General features: G+C 61.0%; 12 protein-coding genes, 1 tRNA gene, 1 rRNA gene and 1 pseudogene. 7 read left to right on the top strand and 8 right to left on the bottom strand.

All coding sequences use genetic code 11. The annotated features are described in order from the left end of the window. Window positions 1-137: 137 nt before the first annotated feature. The 3 genes from rrf to XINFAN_RS22475 all read left to right on the top strand — a co-directional run bounded on the left by rrf (window position 138) and on the right by XINFAN_RS22475 (window position 753). Window positions 138-252: ribosomal RNA gene (gene rrf, locus XINFAN_RS01200) — 5S ribosomal RNA — on the top strand. Window positions 253-324: 72 nt separating this feature from the next. Next, a tRNA-Met gene (locus XINFAN_RS01195) sits at window positions 325-401 on the top strand. 43 nt (window positions 402-444) lie between these two features. Next, window positions 445-753 carry a hypothetical protein gene (locus tag XINFAN_RS22475; protein ID WP_354002115.1) on the top strand — a complete coding sequence of 103 codons (309 nt, stop codon included), beginning with the start codon at window positions 445-447 and terminating at the stop codon, window positions 751-753. Window positions 754-972: 219 nt separating this feature from the next. On the opposite strand, the pseudogene XINFAN_RS01190 reads toward XINFAN_RS22475, so the two are convergent. Next, a pseudogene (locus XINFAN_RS01190) lies at window positions 973-2,013 on the bottom strand (recombinase family protein); the annotation flags it as partial. Between the two features lie 19 nt (window positions 2,014-2,032). Beyond that, window positions 2,033-2,224, bottom strand: a complete 192-nt coding sequence (locus XINFAN_RS01185; RefSeq protein WP_233352086.1) for a hypothetical protein — start codon at window positions 2,222-2,224, stop codon at window positions 2,033-2,035. A gap of 292 nt (window positions 2,225-2,516) precedes the next feature. Between XINFAN_RS01185 and XINFAN_RS01180 the strand changes: the two genes are divergently transcribed. Genes XINFAN_RS01180 through XINFAN_RS01165 form a run of 4 tightly spaced genes read left to right on the top strand, consistent with a single transcriptional unit; the run spans window position 2,517 to window position 6,648 of the window. Continuing rightward, a complete protein-coding gene (locus XINFAN_RS01180; protein WP_094463158.1) occupies window positions 2,517-2,822 on the top strand; it encodes a hypothetical protein in 306 nt (101 codons plus the stop codon). After that, window positions 2,819-3,265 (top strand): type II toxin-antitoxin system VapC family toxin, encoded by a 447-nt coding sequence (locus XINFAN_RS01175; protein ID WP_094463157.1) that lies wholly within the window; start codon window positions 2,819-2,821, stop codon window positions 3,263-3,265. The genes XINFAN_RS01180 and XINFAN_RS01175 overlap by 4 nt, the downstream gene beginning before the upstream one ends. Next, the gene (locus tag XINFAN_RS01170) at window positions 3,262-4,653 is read left to right on the top strand and encodes an SIR2 family protein (protein ID WP_094463156.1); all 1,392 of its coding nucleotides are present in this window, start codon (window positions 3,262-3,264) and stop codon (window positions 4,651-4,653) included. Before XINFAN_RS01175 ends, XINFAN_RS01170 begins: the two co-directional genes overlap by 4 nt. After that, window positions 4,654-6,648, top strand: a complete 1,995-nt coding sequence (locus XINFAN_RS01165) for an ATP-binding protein (protein ID WP_094463155.1) — start codon at window positions 4,654-4,656, stop codon at window positions 6,646-6,648. It begins immediately after the preceding gene. Window positions 6,649-6,927: 279 nt separating this feature from the next. On the opposite strand, the gene chrA is transcribed toward XINFAN_RS01165, so the two are convergent. From chrA to XINFAN_RS01135, 6 genes are all read right to left on the bottom strand, one after another. Further along, on the bottom strand, window positions 6,928-8,127 hold the full coding sequence (gene chrA, locus XINFAN_RS01160) for a chromate efflux transporter (protein ID WP_124084672.1): 1,200 nt from the start codon (window positions 8,125-8,127) through the stop codon (window positions 6,928-6,930). A 66-nt stretch (window positions 8,128-8,193) separates the two neighbouring features. Further along, window positions 8,194-8,910, bottom strand: a complete 717-nt coding sequence (gene arsH, locus XINFAN_RS01155; RefSeq protein ID WP_098107553.1) for an arsenical resistance protein ArsH — start codon at window positions 8,908-8,910, stop codon at window positions 8,194-8,196. Further along, on the bottom strand, window positions 8,910-9,965 hold the full coding sequence (gene arsB, locus XINFAN_RS01150) for an ACR3 family arsenite efflux transporter (protein WP_124084671.1): 1,056 nt from the start codon (window positions 9,963-9,965) through the stop codon (window positions 8,910-8,912). Before arsB ends, arsH begins: the two co-directional genes overlap by 1 nt. A gap of 9 nt (window positions 9,966-9,974) precedes the next feature. Continuing rightward, window positions 9,975-10,400: an arsenate reductase (glutaredoxin) gene (gene arsC, locus XINFAN_RS01145; RefSeq protein ID WP_124084670.1), complete on the bottom strand. Its 426-nt coding sequence runs from the start codon at window positions 10,398-10,400 to the stop codon at window positions 9,975-9,977. 8 nt (window positions 10,401-10,408) lie between these two features. Next, window positions 10,409-10,936: an arsenate reductase ArsC gene (locus XINFAN_RS01140; protein ID WP_064331682.1), complete on the bottom strand. Its 528-nt coding sequence runs from the start codon at window positions 10,934-10,936 to the stop codon at window positions 10,409-10,411. Continuing rightward, on the bottom strand, window positions 10,929-11,300 hold the full coding sequence (locus XINFAN_RS01135; protein ID WP_046845536.1) for an ArsR/SmtB family transcription factor: 372 nt from the start codon (window positions 11,298-11,300) through the stop codon (window positions 10,929-10,931). Before XINFAN_RS01135 ends, XINFAN_RS01140 begins: the two co-directional genes overlap by 8 nt. Window positions 11,301-11,410 lie beyond the last annotated feature (110 nt).

Here is an 11,410-nt window from a genome sequence, read left to right as displayed (position 1 = left end):
CCGATTGGCTTGATTTGATCCGGTAAAAGCAAGGCATCAAAACCTTGCCGGACAGACGCCATATACAAGCACCAAAGTCGTGCTGACCTGAACAACATCAATGTTCGCTTGCTCCGGCAAGCAGGTCTCTGATCCGGTTTGGTGGTCATAGTGGTGGCTAAACACCCGATCCCATCCCGAACTCGGCCGTTAAGGGCTACTACGCCGATGGTACTGCGTCTCAAGACGTGGGAGAGTAGGTCACCGCCAAACCTGATCAGAGACTTCTCTCTCTCCTAACGATACTCAGCTTCCCGACAAACAAAACTCACGGGAAGAAACGGCCGCGGGGTGGAGCAGCCCGGTAGCTCGTCAGGCTCATAACCTGAAGGCCGCAGGTTCAAATCCTGCCCCCGCAACCATCTTTACTTGCGATCCACCCCGCTCTCCGGCGGGGTTTTTCGTTTGTGCGGAAATCATAAGGATTCCAGCGAGATCGCCCTGAACGTCGATCTCCACCTTGCCGTCCACGGGCGTCAGCACGATCTTGTCCACCAGCGAGCGCAGGATGTCGGCCGCCTCGATCCGCTTTTCTTCCTCCTCGTCCTGCAAGGCTTCGTAGAGTTGCTGGACCCGCTTGCGGTATTGCAGCGCCATCGAGGGGTGCAGCCGGGGAGGCGGTTCTTCGGCCTCGGCCAGGAAGCTGCGCAACTCGGCCTTCCGGCCTTCCAGCCGCTTCATGTCCTCCACGATGGCCTCAATCGGCCCGCCTGATTTGATGGCGGTCAGTAGCTTGGCCAGTTCGCGGTCGATCTTCGCCATCTCCGCTTCGGCCCCTGCGATGCCCGCACGGCCTTCCATCCGTAGCCGATTCATCTCCTGTGTGAACACCTCGCAGAAGCGGGCGAACAGTTCGGGATCGACCAAGCGGGTCCGCAGCGCATTCAGCACGCGCGTCTCCAACTCGTCGCGCCGGATGTTGGTCCGGTTGTCGCAGGTGCCTTTGTTGCGCGCCGTCGAACAGCCGATCAGCGTGGCCGAGATCGCCGAATAGCCACCCCCGCAGCAGGCGCAGCGGGTCAGGCCGGAAAAGAGGTATTTCGGCCGGCGACGATGGTTCATCTTGCTGACGTCAGCCAGGCCGCTTTCATCGCGCTCGGTCCGCATCTCGCCCTGCCGCGCCTTCACGGCGTCCCACAGATCGTCATTGAGGATGCGCAGCTCCGGCGCCTCCTGAATGACCCATTCCGATTCCGGGTTGGGCCGGGCCTGCCGCTTGCCCGTATCGGGGTCTTTGACGAAGCGCTGGCGGTTCCAGACGATCTTGCCGACATACATCTCGTTGTTGAGAATGCCATTGCCGCGCTTCGGGTTGCCGTTGATCGTGCTGAAGCCCCAATCGCCGCCTGACGGCGCAGGGATATGGTCCCTGTTCAGGGCGAAAGCGATGGTCTTGGCCGACTTGCCGGCCGCGTAGTCGCGGAAGATGCGGCGCACGACCTCGGCCTGCGCCTCGTTGACGGTGCGGTCGCCACGGACGGGCTCGCCGTTGGCATCGAACTTCTTCACCACGTCATAGCCGTAGGAATTGCCGCCGCCGGACTTGCCGGCCTCGACGCGGCCGCGCTGTCCGCGCCGGGTCTTGTCGGCCAGATCCTTGAGGAACAGCGCGTTCATCGTGCCCTTGAGGCCGACATGCAGCTCGCTGATCTCGCCCTCCGAGAGCGTGAACATCCTTACGTCGGCATAGCGCATGCGCTTGTAGATACCGGCGATGTCCTCCTGGTCGCGGCTGATCCGGTCCAGCGCCTCGGCCAGGATCATGTCGAACCGGCCTCGCGTGGAATCCATGATCACCGCCTGGATGCCGGGGCGCTGGATCATGCTGGAGCCGGAGATGGCGTGATCGGAATACTCCTCGACCACCGTCCAGCCTTCCTTCTCCGCCCGCAGGCGGCACATGCGGAACTGGTCGGCGATGGACGCCTCGCGCTGGTTGTCCGACGAATAGCGGGCGTAGATTGCGACCTTCAATGCACTTCTCCCATCGGCATCAGGAGGTGCGCTTCCTCCGTCGCTTCATCATCTGAACTTCCTCGGCGTAGCAATCTCGCGCCGCCTGTCGCGCCAGGAAGTCGACCAGACGCAGAAGACGCGGATCGGGATTGCCGCGCGCCGTGAACGTCAGCTCCGGTTCTTCCAGCATCAAGGATTCGAGCAGCGCTTCGCGCTCTCGTCCTGTCATCTTTGCTTTGTTTCCGGGGGCTCGCAAGGTCATACCTCGCAGCATTCGCCCAGAATCCATCATAAGCAATTGAAATTACATGCGTATATTTGGCGGCGGAACGCATGTCTCCGGTGACTTCGGCGAAGCCTGGCGCGCTCCTTCGTGCCACAGCATATGGAAAATACTGGTGCAAACGCCCATTGTTCTTCTGCACTACTGCTCTGTGGTTGGCCTCCAGGGGCATCGCTGACATCCCTTGTTTGCAAGATAGAAAGCGGCTATATGTCAGGATATAGCACGGAGGCCAGCCATGAGCAATGCCGCACAGAAGAGAGCGATCGAGAACTATCGGGCGCGCCTGACGCAGCGCGGCTTCAAGCGCTTCGAGGTCCTAGCGCTGGAATCCGACCGTGAACTGATCCGGTCGCTTGCCCGTCAGCTGGCGGAGGAGGGGCCAGAAGCGGAACAGGCCCGGGCTGCGGTCAAGGCGGCTCTCGTCGCGGGCGAGCCGCCAAAGTCCGGTGGCATCCTGTCCGCCCTGCGCCGTTCGCCCTTGGTCGGCGCCGATCTCGATCTGTCGCGCCCGCGCGAGGAAGGGCGCCGGGTCGATCTGTGACGCGCTATCTCCTCGACACCAACATCATCAGCAACATCGTCAAGCCGCAGCCGTCGGAGGCGCTGCTGGCGTGGTGGGCAGAGCAGCGTGATGACGACCTGTTCATTTCGGCGCTGACCATCGCCGAGATCCGGCGCGGCATTCTGGAGAAACCGCGCGGGAAAAAGCGCGATGCTCTTGATGCCTGGTTCTCCGGGCCGGAAGGGCCGCAGGAGCTTTTCGCCGGCCGCATTCTCTCGTTCGACGACAAGGCGGGCCTGATCTGGGCGAGGTTGATGGCAGAGGGGAAGGCGGCAGGGCGTCCGCGGAGCGGACTCGACATGATCATTGCCGCAGTGGCGGGAGCAAACGACTGTGTGGTCGTCACGGATAACGAAAAGGATTTCAGGGGGCTTCAAATCGTCAACCCCTTGCGCCGTGGAGCAGAGAGGGGAGAGATATGACACCAGCAGCGCCTGTGCCGATAGAATACAGGCTCATCGGCCCAACGGAGGGCGGCGGCGTTGGCGATCTGCTGGTTGGCTTGGATCAGAGGCAAGGGCGCATACGCCTCCAGGCGTTGATCTCCGAATGGCTGCGCATGGAAAATCTCGTTGTTTTGACGGGATCGGGCACCTCGGTCTCGGCAGGCGGCAAGACCATGGCCAATCTGGAAAAAGAGGTGCTCGCAACCATAGAAGCACTGCCCGATCTCCCGCCTTCGATCAAACCCATCATAGAATCTCGGAAGAATGCCGTGGCATCTGCTAGTGTTCACGGTGCTCCGATTGGTTTTGAGGCATGGCTGTCTTTCATCGCCAACGCCTTGGTCGTCGCGGAGTCTGTAGGCGCACCGTTTTCCGCTGTCACCTGGCCAGAGACGCCGGCCCCAAATACCGCCGATTTGCGTTGGTTCGTTCGCCGCCTGCGGATCGCCATCTTCTCAGAGTGTGCGCTATCACTGCCAGACACCACTTCCGCCACCTCGGCAAAGGGGATCGCACCCCAACTGGCGTTTCTCTCCAAACTGATTGCCCGCGACAGCAATCTCGGGCGTGCGCATCTCTTCACCCTGAACTACGACACGCTCTTCGAACAGGCGATGGAACTGCTGGGTGTTCAGTATTTTGATGGATTCACGGGGCGCGCGGCTGCTCGCTTCGATCCGTCCGTCTATGGCCTCGACATTTACTATCCGGGCGAGGTGGCGGAAGGTCGCGTCCGCCGCTTCGACAAGTTTCTGCATTTCTACAAGCTGCATGGCTCGATCCACTGGTTCGAACATGGCGATGAAATGCGTGCCCGCCATCCCGATCTGACGCCTTTTCAGTCCTATGCAACGAAGAGTCCGGCGGACAAGGCCGCCGCGCTCGTGCCACTGGCCGACAAGACGCCTTCGGTGGGTATCCTTCCCACAGCCAACAAATTCGCGCAGACCCTGACTATGCCCTACGCGCATCTGTTCCGGTCGTTCCAGGTGCGACTTGGCATTCCGCAGACCTTCTTGCTCGTTCTTGGCTATGGATTCGGGGATGATCACGTCAGCCGGATCATCGAGAATGCACTGATGAACCCATCGCTGGTGATGCTGGTGATCGAGCCAAATCCCGACAGTCCGGTCATCGAACGCATCCGGCGCTACAAGGATCTCGGCAAACGGGCCTTTGTTCTCTGTCCCACGACAGATGCTTTTGCTGCCGCGCCGTTCACATTCGCGACCTTCGACGACTTTGCGACATCGGTGATGCCCGACGTGCAGTGGCTCGACGACTTTCTGCGGCTGCGGCGGTTCGAGAAGCAGATTGCCTCCTCCGAAACGCCAAACGATCTCAGTGCCGGCGCGGGGGTTTAGATGGATAATCCTCGGCTGGTCGGCCATATCGTCTCGGTTCAGGGCTTTCGGGTAAAGGTAGAACTTCTCCCTGAAACCCGTTCGGCATTGCGTGCCACTCTGGATGGCGTTCAGGTCGCAATCGCGATCAACGCTTACCTGACCTTCTCGCTCGGCGCCGGAGAGACCGTCATCGGTATCATCACCGATCTCGAGGCCCGTGAAACCTTCGATCCGAACAGTGGCGATGATCTCAATCTCGAACTGATGAAGCCGCGCCGCGTCGCCAGCGTTCAACTTCTGGGCACCATCGAGCATGCGGATGATGAACCGTCGTTCAGTCCAGGAATTTCCGTTCTGCCGACGCTCGATACCCCGGCGGAGATCGGCTCACCTGACATACTGCGCGCGGTCTTTGAGATTCCTCCCCGGCGCAACAAACCGGAAGACTACGACGACAAGGACTTCGACTGTGACCTGAGAATTGGCTTTCCGACTGGCCAGGCCCGCAACGTCGTGCGCGCTTCCTACAATGACCTGTTTTCGCGGCCCTTGGCTATCGTAGGCAACACCGGCTCCGGCAAGTCCTTCTCCGTATCGAGCCTGATACAGAAAGCCATGAAGGCGCTGGATGGCGCGGCCGAGGAACCGCACGTCTTCATTCTGGATATAAATGGGGAATATGGCAAAGCCTTCCCGACGGCCGCAACGGCTGTGCGTTTGCCAGACCGCATCTATCTGAATGGCAAGGAGTTCGCTCTCCCTCTCTGGTTCATGAATGCCGAAGAGATCTGTGCCTGGCTCAGTGCTGCGGAGCAGACACAGGAGCCTGTGTTGAAAGATTGGTGGGCGATCGCCAAGGGCGGCGATGCCGCGGCCGCTGTCAATATGAACGCCCTCCAAAACGCCATGAGCGCGCTCGATCAACTGTTGAGTGAACTGACCAAGATCAAGAAAAAGGCAGCGGGCTCTCATTGCGATGCCGTGACAGGACACCTGGCGGATACCGGCCTTGATACTGCGGCCTTCGAGGCTCTGTTTCAGAACCACCGTCTCGCCAACGACTACAACACGGAGGTCATGAACAACCAAGCCGCAATTGCGACTGAGGCGGAAAAGCTCAAGGACGCCATCCGTAGCAAGATTGTGGGCGGAAGCGCGACGGCCGTAGCCGGAGTGCGGACGGCCGACTCTCCTCTGCCAATTGGCCGGGCTACGCTGACCGATCCGTCCCTTATAAACCGCGCGGTCTCGAAGGAGGATACGTTTCGCGTTGACGCCCATCTGACGACGCTGAAACTGCGCCTCAAGACTCGTTTGGATGACAAGCGGTGGCGGGCCTTTCTCAATTACGAGGATACCGAAACGAAAATCGAGAATCTGTCAGGCTGGTTCCGGGGCTTCGGGCTTGGTGCGGCAACTGGGCCAAAGGTTTCGGTTCTCGATCTCTCCATGCTCAGCAACGAGGTTCTGCCCTATGCCTGCGCGGTGATCGGCCGTGTGCTATTGGAGGCGCGCGAGCGTCTTCCGGCGGCTTCGCGCTACAAGAACCCTTGGGTTTTGGTGCTCGAAGAGGCGCACAACTATGCCCGTCCAGCCAGATCAGACGAGGATCGCGGGCATCGCCTTGCGCGCCTTACCTATGAGCGGATCGCCAAGGAGGGGCGCAAATTCGGTCTTTCGCTCATCATCGCCAGCCAGCGGCCGAGCGAGATCAGCCAGACCATCATCAGCCAATGCGCGAATTTCATTAGCCACAGGCTCCAGAACCCCGACGACATCGACCATTTCCGCCGGATAATCCCCATGCAGGCGCGCCGTCTGTTGGATCAGGTCACTATCCTGGCTTCCGGCGAGGCGATTGTTTTCGGCAGTGCCTTCCATATCCCGACGCGCGTTCAGTTTGATCGGCCCGATCCCGGTCCATACAGCCAGACGGCGGCTCCATTCCATGAATGGTCAAAGAGCACTGCCCCATTTCCCTTGGACACGGTGGTTAGTGCCTGGGGCACCTGACCATGCTTCGTTTCGGCACGTCCCAGGGTTATACGCCATGCGGGTGTGGCATCTGTGACGCGACCCTTGGTTCAGTTTTGCGGGGGAAAGCCTTCCCCCTGGCCGGCACTTCGTTGCCGGCGCACCCCCTTCTGCGGGGAGACCCCCAGGCTGTGCAGAAACTCTCCCTGATGTCGCTGGGCTTGGATCTCGCCGGCTAGCGTTGGCGTGGCGCGACACAATTCAGCATCGTGCTACCTCGGGTTTGACAGAGTGAGCCCGATAGCTTTCGAAACCGCCTTACATCAACAGGCTAAGCGCAGCTCCACCCACGGCCGCCAGCAACACGACGCCCCATGGCGGAGCTTTCCAGGCCATCAGCGCCACGAAACAAATCAAGGCCAGTGCGAAATCCGGCATGCCTCCGATCGCGCTGGTGAAGACAGGCGAATAAAGCGCAGCGCCGAGGATTCCGACGACTGCGGCATTGGCGCCCTGCATGGCCGACTGCGCCCACGTCTTACGGCGCAGTTGATCCCAGAAGGGCAACGCCCCGATCAGGATCAGGAAGCCCGGCAGGAAAAGTGCGACAAGAGCGATCGTCGCGCCGGCCACGCCGTTCGGCGCCGGTCCCATGACCGCTCCGAGCCAGGCGGCAAAGGTAAAGAGCGGTCCGGGGACCGCCTGCGCTGCGCCATAACCCGCAAGGAAGGCATCATCGGACACCCATCCTGGCGTGACCGTTTCAGCCTGTAACAGCGGCAACACGACATGTCCGCCACCAAAGACAAGCGAGCCGGCACGAAAGAAGCTGTCCGCCAGCGCCCATCCTTGCGCTTGCCCCGCTAGGACCGGCAGGCCAATCAGTAGGGCGACGAACAGCGCGAAGGCCATCAGTCCGGCTTTGCGTGAAACCGGCACAGGCAGATGCTCGCCAATCGTGACCTGTCCTTTGCCAAGAGCCAGCCCGGCAAGTGCGCCCAGCAGTATGGCCGCCATCATCCCGATCGCTCCCGGCGCCCAGGCAAGCAGAAGCACGGCCACGACCGCGATCGTGGCGCGCTCCTTATCGGGACACAGGTTTTTTGCCATGCCCCACACGGCTTGCGCCACGATGGCGACGGCGACGATCTTGAGACCATGTAGGACGCCAAGCGCTAACGGGCTTTCCAGCCGCGTAGCCGTCATGGCAAGCGCAAGAAGGATCATGGCCGATGGCAGGGTGAAGGCGAGGAAAGCTGCGAACGCGCCGAGCCATCCCGCCCGCGTCAGACCAAGAGCAAAGCCGACCTGGCTGGAAGCCGGACCGGGCAGGAACTGGCACAGTGCCACCAAATCGGCATATGCGCTTTCGCTCAGCCATTTTCGCCGCGTCACCAGCTCGTCCCGGAAATAGCCCAGATGTGCGATCGGTCCACCGAAGGAGGTGAGCCCCAGCTTCAGGAATGCGCGGAATACCTCGGAGACGCTTCCTTGCGACTGTTGCGGGCTATGATCCATTCAAGGGACCTCGTTGGTTGGGGCATTCTTGCGAGCGATGACGTGCGATCGGCGCGGGATAGATTCTCATGTTGCAGCCGTCAGATTGACCCGCTGCATCAGGGCCTCGCCGCTCTCCTTGCGCTCGGAATAGCGGTCGGTCAGGTAGGGTGAGACGTCGCGCGTCAGAAGCGTAAACTTCATCAGTTCCTCCATTACGTCGACCACTCGATCATAATAGGAGGACGGTTTCATCCGGCCCGCATCGTCGAACTCCTGAAAGGCCTTGGCGACGGAGGACTGGTTGGGGATCGTCACCATGCGCATCCAGCGGCCGAGCACACGCATCTGGTTGACGGCGTTGAAGCTCTGCGAGCCGCCGGAGACCTGCATCACCGCGAGTGTCCGGCCCTGCGTTGGCCTTACCGCGCCGACCGAAAGGGGAATCCAGTCGATCTGCGCCTTCATCACCGCGCTCATTGCGCCGTGCCGCTCCGGGCTGGTCCAGACCTGGCCTTCCGACCAGAGCGAGAGCTCTCGCAGTTCCTGCACTTTCGGATGCCTGACCTCGGCGCCGTCCGGCAATGGCAGGCCATGCGGATCGAAGATGCGTGTTTCCGCGCCAAAGTGTTTCAGCAGGCGCTCGGCCTCGAATGTCAGGAAGCGGCTGTAGGATCGCTCGCGGAGCGAGCCATAAAGCAGCAGGATACGCGGCGGATGGGTAGAAGGGTCGGTTACGCGCAGCCGACCAAGGCTGGGAGTATCAACGCAGCCGGCATCAAGATTGGGAAGATCGTCCGGCATCAACGCTGCTCTTTCGCGAGTTCGGACACCTTGCCGCCACGCTCATACCAGCCTTTGGAGCGGTTCACGATCCAGACGACCGAGAGCATCACCGGCACTTCGATCAGCACCCCGACAACGGTGGCGAGCGCCGCACCCGAGTGAAAACCGAACAGGCTGATGGCGGCGGCAACCGCCAGTTCGAAGAAATTTGACGCGCCGATCAGCGCCGAGGGACCGGCAACGCAATGTTGTTCGCCGGCAAGCCGGTTGAGCAGATAGGCAAGGCCGGAGTTGAAATAGACCTGAATCAGGATCGGCACTGCCAGCAGGCCGATGATGGCCGGCTGCGCGATGATCTGCTCGCCCTGAAATCCGAACAGCAAAACAAGCGTCGCCAGCAAAGCGACGAGAGAAGCCGGGCCGAGCTTTGCAAGCAGCCGGTCAAGCGCTGCCTGCCCGCCACTTGTCAGCATCCGGCGACGGATGATCTGCGCGATGATGACGGGAATGACGATATAGAGGACGACCGACAGGACCAGCGTGCCCCACGGCACGGTGATGGCTGACAGGCCCAGCAGCAGGCCGACAATCGGCGCAAAGGCGACGACCATGATCGCGTCGTTGAGGGCGACCTGGCTCAATGTGAAATGCGGTTCACCCTTGGTCAGGTTCGACCAGACAAACACCATGGCCGTGCATGGCGCGGCTGCAAGGATGATGAGGCCGGCAATGTAACTGTCGATCTGGTCGGCAGGTAGATAGGGCCGGAACAGCCAGCCGATGAACAACCAGCCCAGTAGCGCCATCGAGAACGGTTTTACCGCCCAGTTGATGAACAGCGTTACGCCGATGCCGCGCCAGTGGCGGCCGACCTCACCAAGCGCAGCGAAGTCGATCTTGAGCAGCATAGGGATGACCATCAGCCAGATCAGTACCGCCACCGGCAGGTTGACCTTGGCAATTTCCATCGCGCCGATGGCATGAAATGCGCCCGGCAGAAAATGGCCGAGCGCGATGCCGACGACAATGCACAGCGCGACCCAGAGGGTCAGGTAGCGTTCAAAGGTGGACATGCAATTCCCTCAGGCCGTTGCGACACGCTGGCCGTGTTCGTCGATCACGCGCTCGCCGTCTTCCTTGACGAACGCGCCGCGTTGCGGCGGCAGCAGGTCGAGCACGTCCTCGGACGGTCGGCAGAGCCGGACGCCCTTAGGGCTGACGACGATGGGTCGGTTGATCAGGATAGGATGCGCCATCATGGCATCGAGCAATTGCGCCTCGCTCAGAGCCGGGTCGCCAAGGCCAAGTTCGGCATAAGGCGTGCCTTTCTCACGGAGCAGCTCTCGCGCAGATATACCCATGCGCGCGATAAGCCGAGTCAGCATGTCCCGAGATGGCGGCGTCTTCAGATATTCGATGACATGCGGCTCGACGCCCGCATTGCGGATCATCGCCAAGGTGTTGCGCGAAGTCCCGCAATCCGGGTTGTGATAGATGATGACATCCATGGCTTGCCTCACGCCGCGCTGTTTCTGGGAGACGACGCGCCATCTGATTGGCCGATCTCGGTCAGCTTCGTGCGCAGCGACGCCTTGTCGAGACTAGCAACCGGCAGGGACGTGAACGCCGAGATGCGGTTCTTCATGTAGCGGAAGGCCGCAACGAAGGCGGCTTCCTTCTGGATATCCGGCCCATCGACGGCGGCAGGGTCTTCGATGCCCCAATGAGCTGTCATCGGCTGGCCAGGCCAGACAGGGCAGGTTTCGCCGGCGGCGTTGTCGCAGACGGTGAACACGAAATCCATAACAGGCGCATCAGGCCCAGCAAACTCTTCCCAACCCTTCGAGCGGAAGCCTTCAGAGGGGTAGTCGAAGCTCTTCAGTACCTTCAGCGCGAAGGGATTGACCGCCCCCTTGGGTTGCGACCCGGCAGAGAAGGCACGAAATCGGCCTTCGCCATCCTTGTTCAGGATGCTTTCCGCGAGGATTGAGCGCGCCGAATTGCCGGTGCAGAGGAACAGGACGTTGAAGATGCGGTCAGTCATGAGTCGCCTCCTTTGCGGTGAGGGTTTGCGGTGAGCAGCAAGGGGAAAAATCGGCGATCAGCGGCGCGCAGATCTCGGGTCGGCCGCCGCAGCAATCCTTGACGAGAAAGCTGGCAAGCGCGCGAACGGCGTCGAGCCTTGCCCGATAAATGATCGACCGGCTATGCCGCTCCGCCTCTATCAGGCTGGCGCGCGTCAGCGTCGCCAGATGTGTGGACATCGTATTGTGGGGGACATCTAACCTGCGGGCGATCTCGCCTGCGGGCAACCCGTCCGGCTCATGCTCCATCAGTAGACGGAACACGTCGAGTCGGGTCGGTTGCGCGAGCGCGGCGAAAGCGAGGATGGCATTATCTGATTCCATATGTCGAGACTAATCGACATATTGGCGAGAGTCTAGGCAGGGACGATCCGAAGTTTCCACCTGGTCGGGTAGCTGGACAGCGCCGCCGAACAGTGAGGACGGGAAGCCCA

The sequence above is a fragment of the Pseudogemmobacter humi genome, from assembly GCF_900609055.1.
Lineage (GTDB): Bacteria > Pseudomonadota > Alphaproteobacteria > Rhodobacterales > Rhodobacteraceae > Pseudogemmobacter > Pseudogemmobacter humi.
The sequence above is the reverse complement of the archived record's forward strand: the minus strand, read 5'-3'. Positions and strand labels throughout refer to the sequence as shown.

Coding starts and splice junctions, on each gene's coding strand:
- arsH (WP_098107553.1), bottom strand. CDS start 8,910: ATGCCGGACGATCTTCCCAATCTTGATGCCGGCTGCGTTGATACTCCC.
- chrA (WP_124084672.1), bottom strand. CDS start 8,127: ATGGATCATAGCCCGCAACAGTCGCAAGGAAGCGTCTCCGAGGTATTC.
- XINFAN_RS01170 (WP_094463156.1), top strand. CDS start 3,262: ATGACACCAGCAGCGCCTGTGCCGATAGAATACAGGCTCATCGGCCCA.
- XINFAN_RS01140 (WP_064331682.1), bottom strand. CDS start 10,936: ATGACTGACCGCATCTTCAACGTCCTGTTCCTCTGCACCGGCAATTCG.
- XINFAN_RS01135 (WP_046845536.1), bottom strand. CDS start 11,300: ATGGAATCAGATAATGCCATCCTCGCTTTCGCCGCGCTCGCGCAACCG.
- XINFAN_RS01180 (WP_094463158.1), top strand. CDS start 2,517: ATGAGCAATGCCGCACAGAAGAGAGCGATCGAGAACTATCGGGCGCGC.
- arsB (WP_124084671.1), bottom strand. CDS start 9,965: ATGTCCACCTTTGAACGCTACCTGACCCTCTGGGTCGCGCTGTGCATT.
- XINFAN_RS01165 (WP_094463155.1), top strand. CDS start 4,654: ATGGATAATCCTCGGCTGGTCGGCCATATCGTCTCGGTTCAGGGCTTT.
- arsC (WP_124084670.1), bottom strand. CDS start 10,400: ATGGATGTCATCATCTATCACAACCCGGATTGCGGGACTTCGCGCAAC.
- XINFAN_RS01185 (WP_233352086.1), bottom strand. CDS start 2,224: ATGACAGGACGAGAGCGCGAAGCGCTGCTCGAATCCTTGATGCTGGAA.